Origin of the sequence: Burkholderia sp. AU45388 (assembly GCF_030481585.1) — a bacterium.
In the GTDB taxonomy this organism is placed as follows: domain Bacteria; phylum Pseudomonadota; class Gammaproteobacteria; order Burkholderiales; family Burkholderiaceae; genus Burkholderia; species Burkholderia sola.
On sequence record NZ_JAUJPV010000024.1, the window covers coordinates 40,150 to 58,998 of the forward strand.

Annotated in this window: 14 protein-coding genes; 8 read left to right on the forward strand and 6 right to left on the reverse strand. The window is 64.1% G+C overall.

The annotated features are described in order from the left end of the window. The first annotated feature begins 20 nt into the window (after positions 1–20). Complete coding sequence (gene rbfA / locus QZM72_RS28860) at positions 21–419, forward strand: 30S ribosome-binding factor RbfA (RefSeq protein ID WP_034190142.1); 399 nt, start codon at positions 21–23, stop codon at positions 417–419. A gap of 13 nt (positions 420–432) precedes the next feature. Next, the gene (gene truB, locus QZM72_RS28865; RefSeq protein ID WP_301739774.1) at positions 433–1,365 is read left to right on the forward strand and encodes a tRNA pseudouridine(55) synthase TruB; all 933 of its coding nucleotides are present in this window, start codon (positions 433–435) and stop codon (positions 1,363–1,365) included. A gap of 91 nt (positions 1,366–1,456) precedes the next feature. Here truB and QZM72_RS28870 read toward each other — a convergent pair whose 3' ends face one another. From QZM72_RS28870 to QZM72_RS28885, 4 genes are all read right to left on the reverse strand, one after another. Continuing rightward, positions 1,457–3,016 (reverse strand): DHA2 family efflux MFS transporter permease subunit, encoded by a 1,560-nt coding sequence (locus tag QZM72_RS28870; protein ID WP_089467302.1) that lies wholly within the window; start codon positions 3,014–3,016, stop codon positions 1,457–1,459. Positions 3,017–3,044: 28 nt separating this feature from the next. Continuing rightward, entirely contained in the window at positions 3,045–4,259 is a 1,215-nt protein-coding gene (locus QZM72_RS28875) for an HlyD family secretion protein (protein WP_089467303.1), read from the reverse strand. Positions 4,260–4,311: 52 nt separating this feature from the next. Then, the gene (locus tag QZM72_RS28880; protein WP_301739775.1) at positions 4,312–5,808 is read right to left on the reverse strand and encodes an efflux transporter outer membrane subunit; all 1,497 of its coding nucleotides are present in this window, start codon (positions 5,806–5,808) and stop codon (positions 4,312–4,314) included. 87 nt (positions 5,809–5,895) lie between these two features. Next, positions 5,896–6,387, reverse strand: coding sequence for a MarR family winged helix-turn-helix transcriptional regulator (locus QZM72_RS28885; protein ID WP_089467305.1), 492 nt, complete (start codon positions 6,385–6,387; stop codon positions 5,896–5,898). Between the two features lie 326 nt (positions 6,388–6,713). Between QZM72_RS28885 and typA the strand changes: the two genes are divergently transcribed. The 6 genes from typA to QZM72_RS28915 all read left to right on the forward strand — a co-directional run bounded on the left by typA (position 6,714) and on the right by QZM72_RS28915 (position 16,404). Beyond that, on the forward strand, positions 6,714–8,540 hold the full coding sequence (gene typA / locus QZM72_RS28890) for a translational GTPase TypA (RefSeq protein WP_006476159.1): 1,827 nt from the start codon (positions 6,714–6,716) through the stop codon (positions 8,538–8,540). A gap of 317 nt (positions 8,541–8,857) precedes the next feature. Continuing rightward, positions 8,858–11,722, forward strand: coding sequence for a 2-oxoglutarate dehydrogenase E1 component (locus QZM72_RS28895; RefSeq protein ID WP_301739776.1), 2,865 nt, complete (start codon positions 8,858–8,860; stop codon positions 11,720–11,722). A 135-nt stretch (positions 11,723–11,857) separates the two neighbouring features. Further along, positions 11,858–13,135: a 2-oxoglutarate dehydrogenase complex dihydrolipoyllysine-residue succinyltransferase gene (gene odhB, locus QZM72_RS28900; protein WP_301739777.1), complete on the forward strand. Its 1,278-nt coding sequence runs from the start codon at positions 11,858–11,860 to the stop codon at positions 13,133–13,135. An 81-nt stretch (positions 13,136–13,216) separates the two neighbouring features. Then, positions 13,217–14,647: a dihydrolipoyl dehydrogenase gene (gene lpdA / locus QZM72_RS28905; RefSeq protein WP_301739778.1), complete on the forward strand. Its 1,431-nt coding sequence runs from the start codon at positions 13,217–13,219 to the stop codon at positions 14,645–14,647. 99 nt (positions 14,648–14,746) lie between these two features. Continuing rightward, the gene (gene zapE, locus QZM72_RS28910; protein ID WP_301739779.1) at positions 14,747–15,844 is read left to right on the forward strand and encodes a cell division protein ZapE; all 1,098 of its coding nucleotides are present in this window, start codon (positions 14,747–14,749) and stop codon (positions 15,842–15,844) included. A gap of 149 nt (positions 15,845–15,993) precedes the next feature. Next, positions 15,994–16,404: a transposase gene (locus QZM72_RS28915; protein ID WP_179233385.1), complete on the forward strand. Its 411-nt coding sequence runs from the start codon at positions 15,994–15,996 to the stop codon at positions 16,402–16,404. A 117-nt stretch (positions 16,405–16,521) separates the two neighbouring features. On the opposite strand, the gene QZM72_RS28920 is transcribed toward QZM72_RS28915, so the two are convergent. Together QZM72_RS28920 and QZM72_RS28925 are read right to left on the reverse strand one after the other, a co-directional pair. After that, positions 16,522–16,983 carry a DUF2147 domain-containing protein gene (locus QZM72_RS28920; protein WP_089467310.1) on the reverse strand — a complete coding sequence of 154 codons (462 nt, stop codon included), beginning with the start codon at positions 16,981–16,983 and terminating at the stop codon, positions 16,522–16,524. A gap of 173 nt (positions 16,984–17,156) precedes the next feature. Next, positions 17,157–18,842, reverse strand: a complete 1,686-nt coding sequence (locus QZM72_RS28925) for a ShlB/FhaC/HecB family hemolysin secretion/activation protein (RefSeq protein WP_089467311.1) — start codon at positions 18,840–18,842, stop codon at positions 17,157–17,159. Between the last annotated feature and the right edge of the window lie 7 nt (positions 18,843–18,849).

Below are 18,849 nucleotides of genomic sequence, written 5' to 3' on the forward strand. Positions count from 1 at the left end.
AAACGGATCACGGATCGATCATGTCCAGGAAACGTACTTCCCCCAATCGCAACGTTCAGATCGCCGACCAGATTCAGCGCGATCTGTCCGAACTCATCATGCGCGAGGTCAAGGATCCGCGCATTGGCATCGTGACCATCCAGAGCGTGGAACTCACGCCGGACTATGCGCACGCGAAGGTCTACTTCACGGCGCTCACCGGCGATCCTGAAAAGACGCAGGAGGCGCTGAACCATGCGTCGGGTCACCTGCACAACCTGCTGTTCAAGCGCCTGCACATCCATACGGTGCCGACGCTGCATTTCCACTACGACCAGACGATCGAGAAGGCCGTCGAAATGTCGCGCCTGATCAAGGAAGCGAACTCGACGCGTGCGAAGGACGACGACGAGGCCGACGCGCCTGCCAAGGACGACTGAGCTCGACGGGCCTATGACGAATGCAGCACCCCAACGTCCGCGCGTGCCCCGGCGCGTGCTGGACGGCGTTCTCCTGCTGGACAAGCCGGTCGGCCTGTCCAGCAACGATGCGCTGATTCGCGCGAAGCGCCTGCTTCTCGCGAAGAAGGCCGGCCATACCGGCACGCTCGATCCGCTGGCTTCGGGTCTGCTGCCGTTGTGTTTCGGCGAAGCGACCAAGTTTTCGCAGGATCTGCTCGACGCCGACAAGACCTATGAAGCGACGATGCGTCTCGGGCAGCGCACGGCCACCGGCGACGCGGAAGGCGACGTGATCGACTCGCGGCCGGTCGAATGCGATCGTGCGGCGGTGGAAGCCGCGCTCGTACGCTTCACCGGCGACATCGTGCAGATCCCGCCGATGTATTCGGCGCTCAAGCGCGACGGCAAGCCGCTGTATGAATACGCACGCGCGGGCCAGACCGTCGAGCGGGAAGGTCGCAACGTGACGATCCACTTGCTCGAACTGCTCGCCTGCGAGCTGCCCGACGTGACGTTTCGCGTGACCTGCAGCAAAGGCACGTATGTGCGTACGCTGGCCGAGGATATCGGCGAGACGCTGGGTTGCGGCGCGCATCTGACGATGCTGCGTCGCACGGGCGTCGGCGCGCTGACGCTCGAGCATGCGGTGACGCTCGATGCGCTGTCGGACGCTGCTGAATCGGCGCGCGATGCGTGGCTGCAGCCGGTCGATGCGCTGCTGTCGACGTTTCCGCTGGTGCGCCTCGACGAAGCCGCCGCGAAGCGCTTTCTCCACGGGCAACGCCTCCCGCTGTCGGCGCTTGATTCGATCGATGCGGCGGAAGGGGAGCGCGTGCGCGTGTACGACACAACGCGGTTGCTCGGCGTCGCGCGCAAGGCGAACGGCGTGCTCGCACCGGAACGGCTCGTCGTGACGGCTGAGTGATGCGAGGTGCGCAAGCGCCGTCGTCGAAACGAAAAACCCCGGTCGAAATCGACCGGGTTTTTTGTTGGGTGCGTTGCCTTGAACGTGGCGCTCAGTGTGCGGCCGATGCCGCCGCACCCGCATCGCCGCCGCCCGCGCGTTCGGGCTTCGTGATCCAGATCAGTCCGATCAGCAGCACGAAGATCGCCGCAGAAATGTAGAACAGATCGTTCACGCCGAGCTGCGCGGCCTGCTGCGTGGCCATGTTGTTGATCAGGCCGTGTGCCTGCTCCCGCGTGAGCCCGAGATTGCCCATCTGGGTGACGGCCTGGTTGAACGTCGGGTTGTACGGGTTCGCCTGCTCGACCAGTTGCGCGTGATGGAAGTTGTTCCGATGATCCCACGCGGTCTGGAAGATCGACGTGCCGATGCCGCCGCACATGATCCGCACGAAGTTCGACAGGCCGGACGCTGCGGGAATACGGTGGCCGGGCAGGCCGGACAGCGTGATCGATACCAGCGGGATGAAGAAGCCGGCCATCGCGATGCCTTGCACGAGCGTCGGCAGCGTCAGCGACCATTCGTCGACGCCGGTCGTGTAGCGCGACCGCATCCAGAAGCACAGCGCGAACGTGAGGAACGATGCCGTCGAGATGAAGCGCGGATCGGTGCGCGGCAGATACTTCCCGGTGAGTGGCGACAACAGGATGGCGAACAACCCGACCGGCGCCATCACGAGGCCGGCGTCGGTCGCGGTGTAGCCGATCTGCGTCTGCAGCCACAGCGGCAACAGTACGAGGTTGCCGAAGTACAGGCCGTATCCGATCGACAGCGCGATCGTCCCGCCGGTGAAGTTCCGCATGCGGAACAGCGACAGGTCGACGACCGGGTGCTCGGCGGTCAGCTCCCAGATCACGAAGAACGCGAAAGCAATGACAGCGGTCAGCGCGAGCACGACGATCGTCGTCGACGCGAACCAGTCCAGGTCCTTGCCCTTGTCGAGCATGATCTGCAGCGAGCCGACCCAGACGACCAGCAGCGCGAGGCCCACGCCGTCGATCGGCGCACGGCGCACGGCCGACTCCCGACTGCGGTAGATCACCCACGTCGCGGCGGCGGCGGCGATGCCAACCGGGATGTTGACGTAGAAGATCCACGGCCACGAATAGTTGTCCGAGATCCAGCCGCCGAGAATCGGGCCCGCGACGGGGGCGATCAGCGTCGTCATCGCCCATAGTGCGAGCGCCATCGGCGCCTTCGCGCGCGGATAGCTCGATAGCAGGAGCGCTTGCGACAGCGGAATCATCGGGCCCGCGACGGCGCCCTGGAGCACGCGCGACGCGAGCAGGAACGGCAGGCTCGGCGCCAGCCCGCACATCCACGACGAGATGACGAACAGGATGATCGATGCGAGGAACAGACGGACTTGCCCGAAACGATCGGTCAGCCAGCCGGTCAACGGCACCGAGATTGCGTTCGCGACCGCGAACGACGTGATGACCCACGTGCCCTGGTCGGACGACACGCCGAGGTCGCCCGAGATGGTCGGGATCGCGACGTTCGCGATGGACGTGTCGAGCACGTTCATGAACACCGCGAGCGATACCGCGATCGTCCCGAGCAGGAGTTGCCCGCCCTGCAGGGGCGGGTGGGAGACAGGAGCCTGTGCCATGTCGGTTGTCTTTCCGAAGTCGGAACGGTTACATCATTTTCGCGGCGCTGCCTTGCTTCGCCGCGACCGGCGTCGATGCATTGCCGCCGGCGTTCTCGGCGATGATGCGCGCGATTTCGGCGTCGGCTTCGTCGCCGTATTTCGCGAATACATTGGTCTCGTAGACGGTGTTCGGCGCGTTGACGAGCTGGTCGCCGCGTTCGTCCTTGATGTCCACGTCGACCTGCATCGACAGGCCGATGCGCAGCGGATGCTTGTCGAGTTCCTTCGGGTCGAGCTCGATTCGCACCGGCAGGCGCTGCACGACCTTGATCCAGTTGCCGGTCGCGTTCTGCGCCGGCAGCAACGAGAACGCCGAACCCGTGCCGGCCGAGAAGCCGACGACCTTGCCGTGGTACGTGACCGACGAACCGTAGATGTCGGCCGTCATCTCGACCGGCTGGCCGATGCGCATGTGCTTCAGCTGGACTTCCTTGAAGTTCGCGTCGACCCACACGGCATTGAGCGGCACCACCGACATCAGCGGGTTGCCGGGCGACACGCGCTGGCCGACCTGCACCGAGCGCTTCGCGACGTAGCCGGTGACCGGCGCCGGCAGCACGTTACGCGCGTTGGCGAGGTACGCGTCGCGCACCTTCGCGGCGGCGGCCATCACGTTCGGGTGCGATGCGATCGTCGTGTTCGCGGTCAATGCGCGATTCGATGCGAGTTGCTGCTGCGCGGCGTCGACCGATGCCTGCGCGGCCTTCACCGCGTCGCGGGCGTGCGAGATTTCTTCCTGCGACACGGCGCCCGTTTGCGCGACGGCGAGGCGGCGACGCAGGTCGTCCTGCGCCTTCGACAGATCGGACTGGCGCAGCGCGACTTGCGCGCGATACTGGTCGTCGTTGACGAACAGGCCGCGCACCTGGCGCACCGTCTGCGCGAGGTTCGCTTCCGCCTGCTGCAGCGCGACCTGCGAATCGGCCGGATCGAGCACGACGAGCGGATCGCCGGCCTTGACCGTTTGCGTATCGTCCGCCTTCACGGCGATCACGGTGCCGGTGACTTGCGGTGTGATCTGCACGACGTTGCCGTTCACGTACGCGTCGTCGGTGTCTTCATGGAAGCGAGCGACGAGGAAGTAGTACAGGCCGTATGCGATGGCCGCGATCACGATGACCGCGACGAGCAGCGTCATCATTCGTTTGCGCTTGCCGTTGTTCTGCGGCTGCGCGCTGGCGGCGTTTTGTTGGTCGCTCATGGCGATTTTCTCCGTCCGTTATTTCGAGTGTCTGCGTAGTGGTGGCGCCGGCTCAGTTGGCGGCTTGTTTGGTCGGCGTGGCGGCGTCGGGCGCGGCGAGCGGCGTGCCGGTCGCGTCGAATCCGCCGCCGAGCGCCTTGATCAGCGCGAGCTGCATGTCGCGGCGACGCATCTTCAGGTTGGTCACCGTCTGCTCCGATGCGAGGCGGTTGCTGTCCGCCGTCAGCACCTGCAGTTGCGGCGACAGGCCGGCCTTGTAGCGGATGACCGCGAGATCGTACGCGCGCGTCGATGCGTCGAGCGCACGTTGGGCGTCGCCCATCTGGCGATCGACCGCACGGATCGACGCGACCTGCGTCGCGACGTCGTTCAGCGCGCTGATCAGCGTCTGGTTGTAGTTCGCGACCGACAGGTCGAAATCGGCGTAGCGGCCTTTGAGCTGGGCGCGCAGCGCGCCGGCATCGAAGATCGGCAGGTGGATCGCCGGGCCGAACTGCGCCTGGCGGCTCGCGAAGTTCAGGAATTTGCCCCAGCCGAACGCATCGAAGCCGAAACCGGCTGCGAGGTTCACGTTGGGGTAGAACTCGGCCTTCGCTTCCTTCACGTCGTGCATCGCGGCCTCGACCTGCCAGCGCGCGGCGACGATGTCGGGGCGGCGCGACACGAGATCCGCCGGCAGGTTGCCGGGCAGCGTGACGTCGCCGCTCGGGTTCATCACGGGCGCCGCGATCTGCAGGCCGCGATCCGGGCCCTTGCCGAGCAGCGCGGCGAGCTGGTAGCGCACCGTCGTGATCTGGCCGTCGAGGTCCGACAGCGAAGCCTGGGTCGTCGCGATGTTGCCGCGGGCCGTCTGGCGTTCGACGTTGGTGTCGAGGCCGGCCGAGACGCGGCCGTCGGTGATCTTGCCGACCGTTTCGCGGTTGGTGATCTCGCGCTGCGCGATGTCGCGCAGCGCGTAGAGCTGCGCGAGCGAGTTGTAGGTGCGCGCGACCGACGACGCGAGCGTGATGCGCGCCTGCTGCATGTCGGCTTCGGCGGCCTTTTCCTGCGACACGGCCGTGTGCAGGCGTTCGCGGTTCTTGCCCCACAGGTCGAGTTCCCACGAGGCGCTGGCGAGCGCATTGTTCTCGCTGTACCACTGGCCGCCGTACGGGGGCGGGAACAGCGCGTTCGACGAATACAGCTCGCGCGTCCACGAATAGCTGGCTTCGGCCTTCGGCATCAGGTTCGAGCGGGACGATTCGATGTACGACGAGGCTTTCGCGATGCGCGCCTGCGCCTGTGCGATCGACGGGTTGCCCTGCAGCGCTTCGTCGATCAGCTTCGGCAGTTGCGGATCGCCGAACTGGCTGGCCCAGTCGAGCGCCGGCCACTGGCCGCCCTGGGCCGGCAGGCTCTGGGCGGATTCGAATTGCGACGCGGCGGCGATCTGCTTGTCGCTCTTGATGCCGATGTAATTCGCGCAGCCCGCCAGCGCCAACGCGGCGACCGCGGCGGCGACGGCGGCGCGGCACGACCCGGCGCGCACGGACAACGGGGAGGTTTTCATCGCGCTAACCTCTGACTCGGAATGAATGATGGACACTGCAAGGATTTCCTTACATTAATCTGTCAAAAGTAATTGTTATGGCAACTATTACGTGACGCTACCGCCGGCCGTCTCGCAATAGTTGCTGAGAATGCGGCGCAGCATGCTCTTCAGGAACCCGACTTCTTCCGGCGTAAACCCGTCCAGCACCTGGTCGAGCACGCTGCGAAAAATGGGCGGTAACCGTTCGGCCAGCGCACGGCCTTCGTCGGTGAGTTCGAGGCGCACGACGCGCCGGTCCTCGATGCTGCGCACGCGAGACAGCAGGCCGCGTTTCTCGACCCGGTCGAGCAGGCGCGTGACCGCGCTTGCGTCGATTCCGTATTCGCGCGCGAGTTCGGCAGCTGTCGAGCACCTGCCGACCGCGATCATGAACAGCATGCTCGCCTGGGTGCCCGTGATGCCTAGCTCTTCCTGCGTGCGCTGCGTGACGAGGTTGGTCATCACGGACTTCACGCGCGACATCAGATAGCCGACGCTGTCGTTCATCTGATACGTGGACAGCGACGAAACGGGCGGTGGGGTAGGAGAATCCGACATAAAACCCTGAAGCTGCAATAGTTGACTAGGCAGCAGTATAGGCACAATTGCTTGCCGCGGCAAATGTTAATCGAACGGCAAAACGCGTGCTCTGTCCGGCGAGAATCCCTTATTTCGATAAGGTCTTTCGTTCGGCCACGGTGGGGGAAGCCGGTTGGTTGGTTCGGGAAAGGAGGCCGGGATAGCCCGTTTTGCTGCGTTGCAACGCGCGGGTCAGCTCTCGCCACGCGCACGTGCTATAATTTGTGGCTCTTCAAGCTGCAACGCGCGCGCTCCGTGAAAAACGAGCGCGCGCGTTTGCGCGTTCAAACGATTTCCAGGTTTCTATGACCCGCGCCCTTCGCAATATCGCCATCATCGCCCACGTCGACCACGGCAAGACCACGCTCGTCGACCAACTGCTCCGCCAGTCCGGCACCTTCCGCGACAACCAGCAGATTGCGGAGCGGGTGATGGACTCGAACGACATCGAAAAAGAGCGCGGGATCACGATTCTCGCGAAGAACTGCGCGGTCGAATACGAAGGCACGCACGTCAACATCGTCGACACGCCGGGGCACGCGGACTTCGGCGGCGAAGTCGAGCGTGTGCTGTCGATGGTCGATTCGGTGCTGCTGCTCGTCGACGCGGTCGAAGGCCCGATGCCGCAAACGCGCTTCGTCACGAAGAAGGCGCTCGCGCTCGGCCTGAAGCCGATCGTCGTCGTCAACAAGATCGATCGTCCGGGCGCGCGGATCGACTGGGTGATCAACCAGACCTTCGACCTGTTCGACAAGCTCGGCGCGACCGAGGAGCAGCTCGACTTCCCGATCGTCTACGCATCGGGCCTGAACGGCTACGCGTCGCTCGACCCGGCCGCGCGCGAAGGCGACATGCGCCCGCTGTTCGAGGCGATCCTCGAGCACGTGCCGGTTCGCCCGGCCGATCCGGAAGCGCCGTTGCAGCTCCAGATCACGTCGCTCGACTATTCGACGTACGTCGGCCGGATCGGCGTCGGCCGCATCACGCGCGGCCGCATCAAGCCGGGCCAGCCGGTCGTGATGCGCTTCGGCCCGGAAGGCGACGTGCTGAACCGCAAGATCAACCAGGTGCTGTCGTTCAAGGGCCTGGAGCGCGTGCAGGTCGAATCGGCCGAAGCGGGCGACATCGTGCTGATCAACGGTATTGAAGACGTCGGCATCGGCGCGACGATCTGCGCGGTCGACACGCCGGAAGCGCTGCCGATGATCACCGTCGACGAGCCGACGCTGACGATGAACTTCCTCGTCAACTCGTCGCCGCTCGCCGGCCGCGAAGGCAAGTTCGTGACGAGCCGCCAGATCCGCGATCGTCTGATGAAGGAACTGAACCACAACGTCGCGCTGCGCGTGAAGGATACCGGCGACGAAACGGTGTTCGAAGTGTCGGGCCGCGGCGAACTGCACCTGACGATTCTCGTCGAGAACATGCGCCGCGAAGGCTACGAGCTGGCCGTGTCGCGTCCGCGCGTGGTGATGCAGGAAATCGACGGCGTGCGTCACGAGCCGTACGAGCTGCTGACGGTCGACGTCGAAGACGAACACCAGGGCGGCGTGATGGAAGAGCTGGGCCGCCGCAAGGGCGAAATGCTCGACATGGCGTCGGACGGCCGCGGCCGTACGCGTCTGGAATACAAGATCTCGGCACGCGGCCTGATCGGCTTCCAGAGCGAATTCCTGACGCTCACGCGCGGCACGGGCCTGATGAGCCACATCTTCGACTCGTACGCACCGGTCAAGGACGGCTCGGTGTTCGAGCGCCGCAACGGCGTGCTGATCTCGCAGGACGACGGCGCGGCGGTTGCCTACGCACTGTGGAAGCTGCAGGATCGCGGCCGCATGTTCGTGAAGCCGGGCGACGCGCTGTATGAGGGCATGATCATCGGCATCCACAGCCGCGACAACGATCTCGTCGTGAACCCGATCAAGGGCAAGCAGCTGACCAACGTGCGTGCGTCGGGTACCGACGAAGCCGTGCGTCTCGTGCCGCCGGTCCAGATGTCGCTGGAATACGCGGTCGAATTCATCGACGACGACGAACTCGTCGAAGTGACGCCGCAGTCGATCCGCCTGCGCAAGCGCTTCCTGAAGGAGCACGAGCGTCGCCGCGCGAGCCGCGAGGGCGCGGTCGACTAAGCATCGACTGTTCCCGCGCACGATGAAAGAGGCTGCCTTCGGGCAGCCTTTTTTGTATCCGCGCGTCGCGGAGCCGGAGTGTCTGAAAAACACTGTTCCCGCGGGTCGCGGCAATTCGGCAAAACCCCGCCGCACGGTGCTTTCAGGCACATTTCGCCGTGAACTCCGGTATCGGTTCTGTGATATGCTGCGCGCACGCAAGTTTTAGGTCCTTCCAAGCAAGACTTGATTCGCAATCCGCTAAACGGTCAGGCCGTGTCGCGGAAGGTTGAGTAACCCGCTATTTCTCGAGAAGCTCGAAGAAAGGTGAGCGTAAAATGTCAGATGTAATGAAGCAGTTCCAGCTGAACTCCTATCTGTTCGGCGGCAATGCTTCGTACGTTGAAGAACTGTACGATGCATACCTCAACAATCCGGCGTCGGTGCCGGAGAACTGGCGAGAGTATTTCGACGCGCTGCAGAACGTGCCCGCGACGGACGGCTCGAACGCCAATGACGTCGCTCACTTCCCGATCGTCGAATCGTTCGCCGAGCGTGCGAAGGCCAATGCCTTCATCCCGCGCGAAAGCACGAGCAATCTCGCGACCGCACGCAAGCAGGTGCACGTCCAGTCGCTGATCAGCGCCTACCGCTTCCTCGGCTCGCAATGGGCCAACCTCGATCCGCTGAAGCGTCGCGAACGTCCCGCCATTCCCGAACTCGAACCGGCTTTCTACGACTTCTCCGAAGGCGACCTCGACCAGACGTACAGCGCAAGCAACCTGTACTTCGGCTTCGACCAGGCTTCGCTGCGCGACATCGTCAAGGGCCTGCGCGACACGTACTGCGGCACGATCGGCGCCGAGTACATGTACATCAGCGATCCGGAACAGAAGCGCTGGTGGCAGGAGCGTCTGGAGTCGACCCGCGCGACGCCGTCGTTCTCGATCGACAAGAAGAAGCACATCCTGAATCGCCTGACGGCCGCCGAAGGCCTCGAGCGCTACCTGCACACCAAGTACGTCGGCCAGAAGCGCTTCTCGCTCGAAGGCGGCGAAAGCTTCATCGCGGCGATGGACGAAGTCGTCCAGCACGCGGGCAAGAGCGGCGTGCAGGAAATCATCATCGGCATGGCTCACCGCGGCCGTCTGAACGTGCTCGTCAACACGCTGGGCAAGATGCCGGCCGACCTGTTCGCCGAATTCGAAGGCAAGCACGTCGACGACCTGCCGGCCGGCGACGTGAAATACCACAAGGGCTTCTCGTCGGACGTGTCGACGGAAGGCGGCCCGGTCCACCTGTCGCTCGCGTTCAACCCGTCGCACCTCGAAATCGTGAACCCGGTGGTCGAAGGTTCCGCGAAGGCACGGATGGACCGTCGCGGCGACGAAGACGGCCTGCAAGTGCTGCCGGTGCAGATCCACGGCGACGCGGCCTTCGCCGGCCAGGGCGTCGTGATGGAAACGCTGAACCTCGCGCAGACGCGCGGTTACGGCACGCACGGCACGCTGCACATCGTCATCAACAACCAGATCGGCTTCACGACGTCCGACCCGCGCGACGCGCGCTCGACGCTGTACTGTACCGACGTCGTCAAGATGATCGAAGCGCCGGTGCTGCACGTGAACGGCGACGATCCGGAAGCCGTCGTGCTCGCGATCCAGATCGCGATCGACTACCGGATGCAGTTCCACAAGGATGTCGTGATCGACATCGTCTGCTTCCGCAAGCTGGGTCACAACGAGCAGGACACGCCGGCGGTCACGCAGCCGCTGATGTACAAGAAGATCGCGCAGCACCCGGGCACCCGTGCGCTGTACGCCGAGAAGCTCGTGCAGCAGGGCGTGATCACCGCGGAAGACGCCGACAACTACGTGAAGGCGTACCGCAAGGCGATGGACGACGGCCACCACACCGTCGATCCGGTCCTGTCGAACTACAAGAGCAAGTACGCGGTCGACTGGGTTCCGTTCCTGAACCGCAAGTGGACGGACGCAGCCGACACGGCCGTGCCGCTCGCCGAACTGAAGCGCCTCGGCGAACGCATCACGACGGTCCCGGAAAACTTCAAGGTTCACCCGCTCGTCGAGCGCGTGATCAACGACCGCCGCAACATGGCGCGCGGCGACCAGCCGCTCGACTGGGGCATGGGCGAACACCTCGCGTTCGCGTCGCTCGTCGCATCGGGCTACTCGGTGCGCCTGACGGGCCAGGACTCGGGCCGCGGCACGTTCACGCACCGTCACGCGGTGCTGCATGACCAGAACCGCGAACGCTGGAACGACGGCACGTACGTGCCGCTGCAGAACATCGCCGACGGTCAGGCGAAGTTCACGGTGATCGATTCGGTGCTGTCGGAAGAAGCGGTGCTGGGCTTCGAATACGGTTACTCGACCGCCGAGCCGAACACGCTCGTGCTGTGGGAAGCGCAGTTCGGCGACTTCGTCAACGGCGCGCAGGTCGTGATCGACCAGTTCATCTCGTCGGGCGAAGTGAAGTGGGGCCGCGTGTCGGGTCTCACGATGCTGCTGCCGCACGGCTACGAAGGCCAGGGGCCGGAACACTCGTCCACGCGTATCGAGCGTTTCCTGCAACTGTGTGCCGACCACAACATGCAGGTCGTCCAGCCGACGACGCCGGCGCAGATCTTCCACCTGCTGCGTCGCCAGATGATCCGCCTGTTCCGCAAGCCGCTGATCGTCGCCACGCCGAAGTCGCTGCTGCGTCACAAGGAAGCCGTGTCGGACCTGTCGGAACTGGCGAAGGGCTCGTTCCAGCCGGTGCTGGGCGAAACCGACGGCGGCATCGACGCGAAGAAGGTGAAGCGCGTGCTGGCATGCTCGGGCCGCGTGTACTACGACCTCGTCGCGCACCGCCGCGAAGCGAAGGCGAACGACGTCGCGATCATCCGTATCGAGCAACTGTATCCGTTCGCGCACAAGCAGTTCGAAGCCGAAATGAAGAAGTACGAGAACGCGACGGAAGTGGTCTGGGTGCAGGACGAGCCGCAGAACCAGGGCCCCTGGTTCTACGTCGAGCACCACCTGAAGGAAGGCATGAAGGAAGGGCAGAAGCTGGCATACAGCGGCCGTCCGGCTTCGGCCTCGCCGGCGGTTGGCTACTACGCGAAGCACTACGAGCAGCAGAAGGCCCTGATCGAAGGTGCATTCGGCCGCCTGAAGAGCGCATCGATCGCGAAATAACCGACGTCAAGCGAAACGGGAAGGCGCGCGGCGCTTTCCCGTCCCTTTTGGCCCCCGGGCGCGTCGCGCGCCGCACCGGCCGAAAGAATCGCACGAACCTCGTCATACCCCAGATTAAGCATCCAGGAAAATCACATGGCTATCGTAGAAGTCAAAGTCCCCCAGCTTTCCGAGTCGGTATCGGAAGCCACCATGCTGCAGTGGAAGAAGAAGCCGGGCGAAGCAGTCGCGCAGGACGAAATCCTGATCGAGCTCGAGACCGACAAGGTCGTGCTCGAAGTGCCGGCGCCGGCCGCGGGCGTGCTCGCGCAAGTGCTGCAGAACGACGGTGACACCGTCGTTGCCGACCAGATCATCGCGACGATCGACACCGAAGCGAAGGCAGGTGCCGCCGAAGCAGCGGCAGGCGCGGCCGAAGTGAAGCCGGCGGCAGCACCCGCTGCAGCCGCACCGGCAGCCCAGCCGGCCGCCGCAACCGCGTCGAGCTCGGCTGCTGCATCGCCGGCCGCGTCGAAGCTGCTGGCCGAGAAGGGCCTGTCGGCAGGCGACGTCGCAGGTTCGGGCCGCGACGGCCGCGTTACCAAGGGCGACGCGCTGGCCGCAGGCAGCGCACCGAAGGCTGCTCCGGCCGCCGCACCGGCGAAGACCGCCGCCGCGAAGCCGGCGCTGCCGGAAGTGAAGGTGCCGGCGTCGGCAGCGACCTGGCTGAACGACCGTCCGGAACAGCGCGTGCCGATGTCGCGCCTGCGTGCGCGGATCGCCGAGCGCCTGCTCGAATCGCAGCAGACCAACGCGATCCTGACGACGTTCAACGAAGTCAACATGGCTCCGGTCATGGAACTGCGCAACAAGTACAAGGACAAGTTCGAGAAGGAACACGGCGTGAAGCTCGGCTTCATGTCGTTCTTCGTGAAGGCGGCCGTGCACGCGCTGAAGAAGTTCCCGCTCGTGAACGCGTCGATCGACGGTAACGACATCGTCTATCACGGCTACTTCGACATCGGTATCGCGGTCGGTTCGCCGCGCGGCCTGGTCGTGCCGATCCTGCGCAACGCGGATCAACTGAGCCTCGCCGAGATCGAGAAGAAGATCGCCGAATTCGGCCAGAAGGCGAAGGACGGCAAGCTGTCGATCGAGGAAATGACGGGCGGTACGTTCTCGATCTCGAACGGCGGCGTGTTCGGCTCGATGCTGTCGACCCCGATCATCAACCCGCCGCAGTCGGCCATCCTCGGCGTGCACGCGACGAAGGAGCGTCCGGTCGTCGAAAACGGCCAGATCGTGATCCGCCCGATCAACTACCTCGCGCTGTCGTACGACCACCGCATCATCGACGGCCGCGAAGCCGTGCTGTCGCTCGTCGCGATGAAGGATGCGCTGGAAGATCCGGCACGTCTGCTGCTCGACCTGTAAGCCGAGTCTCACTGCATCGACCCGTTCCGCAGGTTCGCGCCTACGCGCGAACCTGCGGGCGTACAAGTGGAAAGGATTGTCATGTCCAAGGAATTTGACGTCGTCGTGATCGGCGCCGGCCCCGGCGGCTACATCGCCGCGATTCGCGCCGCGCAGCTCGGCAAGACCGTTGCCTGTATCGAGAAGTGGAAGAACCCGGCCGGCGCGCTGAAGCTCGGCGGCACCTGCCTGAACGTGGGCTGCATCCCGTCGAAGGCGCTGCTCGCATCGTCGGAAGAGTTCGAGAACACGTCGCATCACCTGGCCGACCACGGCATCACGGTCGACGGCGTGAAGATCGACGTCGTGAAGATGCTCGGCCGCAAGGACGCGATCGTCGAGAAGATGACGAGCGGGATCGAGTTCCTGTTCAAGAAGAACAAGATCACCTGGCTGAAGGGCCATGGCAAGTTCACCGGCAAGACCGACGCCGGCGTGCAGATCGAAGTGAGCGGCGAGGGTGAAACCGAAGTCGTCACCGCGAAGAACGTGATCATCGCGACGGGTTCGAAGGCGCGTCATCTGCCGAACATTCCGGTCGACAACAAGATCGTGTCGGACAACGAAGGTGCGCTGACGTTCGACTCGGTGCCGAAGAAGCTCGCCGTGATCGGCGCGGGCGTGATCGGCCTCGAGCTCGGCTCGGTGTGGCGCCGCCTGGGTGCCGACGTGACGGTGCTCGAAGCGCTGCCGGCGTTCCTCGGCGCGGCCGACGAAGCCCTCGCGAAGGAAGCGGCGAAGCTGTTCAAGAAGCAGGGACTCGACATCCATCTCGGCGTGAAGATCGGCGACGTGAAGACGACCGCGAACGGCGTGTCGATCGCCTACACGGACAAGGACGGCAACGCGCAGACGCTCGACGCCGACCGCCTGATCGTGTCGGTCGGCCGTGTGCCGAACACCGACAATCTCGGCCTCGAGGCCATCGGCCTGAAGGCGAACGAGCGCGGCTTCATCGACGTGGACGACCACTGCCGCACGGCGGTGCCGAACGTCTACGCGATCGGCGACGTGGTGCGCGGCCCGATGCTCGCGCACAAGGCGGAAGACGAAGGCGTGCTGGTCGCGGAAGTGATCGACGGCCAGAAGCCGCACATCGACTACAACTGCATTCCGTGGGTGATCTACACGTACCCGGAAATCGCATGGGTCGGCAAGACGGAGCAGCAGCTGAAGGCGGAAGGTCGCGAGATCAAGACGGGCAAGTTCCCGTTCTCGATCAACGGCCGCGCGCTCGGCATGAACGCGCCGGACGGTTTCGTGAAGATGATCGCGGACGCGAAGACCGACGAGCTGCTCGGCGTGCACGTGATCGCGGCGAACGCGTCGGACCTGATCGCGGAAGCCGTGGTGGCGATGGAGTTCAAGGCGGCGTCGGAAGACATCGCCCGCATCTGCCATCCGCACCCGTCGATGTCGGAAGTGATGCGCGAAGCGGCGCTCGCCGTCGACAAGCGCTCGCTGAACAGCTGAGCGCGGTATAGCGCCGGCCGGCCACCGGCTGGCGCAACCGTCTCATGACGAGGGCGGGCGGGTTTTCCCGCTCGCCTTTGTTTTTTCCGGTTTGCCCTGATGAACGTCACCGAATACTACACATGCGAGTTGACCACGCGCGGCTATCAGTCCGATCCCGCTCAGCGCGCGGCCGTCGATCGCCTGCAGCGCTGTTTCGACGAATGGGTCGACTACAAGGCGCGCCGCTCGAACGCGTTCAAGAAGCTCATCAATCACCCGGATCTCCCGCGCGGCGTCTACATGTGGGGCGGTGTCGGCCGCGGCAAGAGCTTCCTGATGGACAGCTTCTACGCGGTGGTGCCCGTGCAGCGCAAGACACGCCTGCATTTCCACGAATTCATGCGCGAAGTGCACCGCGAGCTCGAGGAGCTGAAAGGGCAGGCCGATCCGCTCGACGAACTCGCGCGACGCATCGCGAAACGCTATCGGTTGATCTGCTTCGACGAGTTCCACGTATCGGACATCGCCGACGCGATGATCCTGTATCGCCTGCTCGACCGCCTGTTCAACAACGGCGTGCAGTTCGTGATGACGTCCAATTACGATCCCGACGACCTGTATCCGGACGGCCTGCATCGCGACCGCATGCTGCCGGCGATCGCGCTGATCAAGGAAAAGCTCGACGTGCTCAACGTCGACGCGGGGGTCGACTATCGTCAGCGCACCCTTGCGCAGGTGAAGATGTATCACACGCCGCTCGGCGCGGAGGCCGATCGCGAACTGCGACATGCATTCGGCAAGCTCGCGGCCGTGCCCGACGAGAGCCCGATCCTGCATATCGAGAAGCGCGAGCTGAAGGCGCTGCGCAAGGCGGACGGCGTCGTGTGGTTCGATTTCGCGACGCTGTGCGGCGGCCCGCGTTCGCAGAACGATTACCTCGAGCTGGCGAGTCGCTTCCATGCGATCGTGCTGTCCGAGGTGCCGCAGATGTCGCCGCGGATGGCGTCGGAAGCGCGCCGTTTCACTTGGCTCATCGACGTACTGTACGACCACAAGGTCAAGTTGCTGATGTCCGCGGCGGTGCCGGCCGAGGCGTTGTACGTCGAAGGGCCGATGGCCAACGAATTCGCGCGTACGGTCTCGCGCATCGTCGAGATGCAGTCGAAGGAGTATCTCGAAACGCCGCGCCGCATCGTCGATACGTCGTTGACCTGAGCCGCTTGCCGGCTCGGGCAATTAGCGGCATTTAAACGTCAATTTCGGTTAGATTTCGCCGATCTCCGGGTATTTTCGGATTTGTCTTATATTCATCGTTGAGGTGAGCCGATATTGTGGTGTCATGGTTATTAAGGCTGGAGATGTCCATGACACCGTATCGCGATTTGACCGACCAAGAATGGCGCTGCGTCGCGCCGCTTCTGCCCGAAATGCAGCCGCGCACCGAGTTGCGCGGCCGGCCGTTAGCCAATACGCGGGCCGTGCTCAACGGTGTGCTCTGGGTGATCTACAGTGGCGCGACATGGTCGGCCATGCCGCGCCGTTACCCGTCGTATCAAACATGTCATCGCCGTTTCAAGGTGTGGCATGAAACGGGCACGCTGATGAACGTGATGCGTGAACTCTATGGCGACGCCGGCATGAATCTGTGCAATGAACTGTCCGCGCGGATGCGCAAGCACACGCAATCGAAGGCGGCGGAGGCGCGTAGCAACGCGGCGCCCGCATATCGTGCGCCGGGTAGCTATGCATCGGATGCAATGAAGCACGCGGCATGAGGGTCATCGTTTTTTCGTTGCGCGCGCACCAAAAGAAATCGGCCTGGCGACGTCGTCGCAGGCCGATTTTTCATTGAACCGCGCTCAGCTGAGCCGCGCGTTCTGACGCGTATGGCGTTATTGCTGGCGAACCCAGGTTTGCGACCGGCCCAGCAGCGACACGCCGATGTAGCCGCGCACCACGAGCTTCTGGCCGCCGTCTTCAAGCGTCATCTTGCACTTGTAGACCTTGCCGTTCTCCGGGTCGAGGATGTTGCCGCCGTCCCAGTGGTCGCCGTCCTTCTTCATCGCCTTGATGATCGTCATGCCCTTGATGAGCTGATCCTTGCGCTCGTCCGTGCACGCGGTGCAGCGGCGATCGGGCGTATCGTTCGCGCCGAGGCCCTTGACGACCTTGCCCGTCAGCGCGCCGTCGCCGTCCTCGGCGATCTGCACGAGCGCCTTCGGTTGATGGGTGTTGTCGTCGATCGTTTGCCACATGCCGATCGGGCTGTCGGCTTGTGCGAACGTGGGGGCTGCGCACGCGAGCAGGGCGCCGGCGATGGCGATCGCCCGCAACGGGCGGGTCAGTCGAATCATTGTCATCCTCCTTGTTTTGCATGTCTGTTCGATTCGCTCGCACGACCGTCTGCATGGGGCGGGCATGTTGCGAGCTTCGCCAGAATACGTGAAACCGCACGCTGCGTTTGATAGAGGGGACTCTAATCGAAACGACCAGCATGACGCTGGCCGTTCGTGACTTTGGTGACCGATCAGTTGAGCTGATAAGAGAATGCGGCGTTGATGCGCGGGCTGCGTGACGCGCTTTCGACCGGCGCATCGCCGACCGGTTTGGCGACGTTCAGGTCGAGGCTGTAGTAGCGGCTGTCCGTGAGCCGCACGCCGATGCCGACCGACGACATGCGGTTCGGCGAGGGCGTGCCCGCGTGCAGATACACGCGCGCCATGTCGTATGCGATGTACGGCGTGATCGATTTCAAATACGTCCAGCCCGGTGTGAAGCCGCGGTTGATTTCCAGCGACATCCCCCAGCCCGAGTCGCCCGACGTTTCGCCCGGCTGGTAGCCGAGCGCGTAACGGGTCGAGCCGAACGAGATCTGTTCGGACGTCGGCAGCGAGTCGGGACTGTATTGCCCCGTCAGCGACACCGACGTGCCGATCCGGAACGGCCATTCGTTCGTCTGCGTGAAGGTCGCGCCGGTGCGAACGAAGGTCAGCGAGATCGGGTCGTCATAGTTTATTGTAGTGCCGCCGTTCGTACCGATCTGCGACTTCGATGCACCGAGGATGTCGAATGCCTTGGCGACGTTGACGCTCAATTTTTGCACCTGCTTCGGCTGAACACTCGTGTAGTCAAGCTGCAGTTGAAGAACACGAACCTGCGACCGGTTGTCGAGCGTCGCCCCGTTGATCTTGTTCTGGTAGCGGTCCTCGTTGTGCGACGCATAACCCGACACGGTGCCGAGCAGGCTGCGCTGATTGTTCAGCAAGATCGGATAGGAAGCCGAAAGACCCAGTTTCTCGTTCTTGACGGTGCGCTCGACGGTCGAAGGCAATCCCGGGTTGTCGGTCGGCTTGCCGCGATACGTGCTGGCATCGAGGCGCGTGATCAGGCCGTTGCTGCCGACCGGCACCGCGCCGCTGAACGCGAAGTAGGTCTGCTTGTCGCGTCCCGGCGGCGCGAGCGCCGAAATGCTCAACTGTTCGCCGAACCGCGTGAGGCCGTTTTCGGTCGCGGTGATGAGGCCCTGGACGCCCGGGTGGTTGAAGTCGATCCCCGTGCTGACGTTGAACGGCTTGCGATCGACCGCGAGTTCGAGCGTCGTCGCACCGTCGGTGGTCTGCGGCGGCGGCACGTTCGCCTTCACCGTGAGGCCTGGCAGCAGTCCAAACGTGTTCACGTAGCGTTCGAACGTCGCGCGGCGCAGCGGGCGATCGTCCGTGATGTGGGCAGCAATCGCGCGAATCTTCGGTTCCATCGCGCCGGGTTTGCCGGTGACCTTGACGTCCGACACATAGCCTTCGACCACCGTGATGCGCACGACGCCGTTCTCGAACGTCTGCGCGGGAACGAACGCGAACGACAGCGCGTAGCCGCGTTCCTGGTACAGCTTCGTCACGCCGTTGGCGGTTTCGATCAGCTCGCCGATCGTAATGTCCTTGCCGACGAGCGGCGTGAAGCGGCGCGTGATTTCCTCGAACGGTATCGACTTCACGCCTTCGACCTGAAACGTCTTCGGCGTCAGGTGCCGCGACAGCAGCGCCTGCAATTGCGGCGCCTGCGGCGCGACCTGAACGGTGACGTTCGGGCCCGTCTTCGGTGCGTTGATCTGGGGAAGGGAGTCGAGCGGATTGCCGCCGACGCGCGTTTGCGCCTGTACCGTGCCTGCCGCCGCGATGGCGAGCAGCATCATCCATCTGTCGAGTCTGGATTTCATTGTTCTT

Coding starts and splice junctions, on each gene's coding strand:
- rbfA (WP_034190142.1), top strand. CDS start 21: ATGTCCAGGAAACGTACTTCCCCCAATCGCAACGTTCAGATCGCCGAC.
- truB (WP_301739774.1), top strand. CDS start 433: ATGACGAATGCAGCACCCCAACGTCCGCGCGTGCCCCGGCGCGTGCTG.
- QZM72_RS28870 (WP_089467302.1), bottom strand. CDS start 3,016: ATGGCACAGGCTCCTGTCTCCCACCCGCCCCTGCAGGGCGGGCAACTC.
- QZM72_RS28875 (WP_089467303.1), bottom strand. CDS start 4,259: ATGAGCGACCAACAAAACGCCGCCAGCGCGCAGCCGCAGAACAACGGC.
- QZM72_RS28880 (WP_301739775.1), bottom strand. CDS start 5,808: ATGAAAACCTCCCCGTTGTCCGTGCGCGCCGGGTCGTGCCGCGCCGCC.
- QZM72_RS28885 (WP_089467305.1), bottom strand. CDS start 6,387: ATGTCGGATTCTCCTACCCCACCGCCCGTTTCGTCGCTGTCCACGTAT.
- typA (WP_006476159.1), top strand. CDS start 6,714: ATGACCCGCGCCCTTCGCAATATCGCCATCATCGCCCACGTCGACCAC.
- QZM72_RS28895 (WP_301739776.1), top strand. CDS start 8,858: ATGTCAGATGTAATGAAGCAGTTCCAGCTGAACTCCTATCTGTTCGGC.
- odhB (WP_301739777.1), top strand. CDS start 11,858: ATGGCTATCGTAGAAGTCAAAGTCCCCCAGCTTTCCGAGTCGGTATCG.
- lpdA (WP_301739778.1), top strand. CDS start 13,217: ATGTCCAAGGAATTTGACGTCGTCGTGATCGGCGCCGGCCCCGGCGGC.
- zapE (WP_301739779.1), top strand. CDS start 14,747: ATGAACGTCACCGAATACTACACATGCGAGTTGACCACGCGCGGCTAT.
- QZM72_RS28915 (WP_179233385.1), top strand. CDS start 15,994: ATGACACCGTATCGCGATTTGACCGACCAAGAATGGCGCTGCGTCGCG.
- QZM72_RS28920 (WP_089467310.1), bottom strand. CDS start 16,983: ATGATTCGACTGACCCGCCCGTTGCGGGCGATCGCCATCGCCGGCGCC.
- QZM72_RS28925 (WP_089467311.1), bottom strand. CDS start 18,842: ATGAAATCCAGACTCGACAGATGGATGATGCTGCTCGCCATCGCGGCG.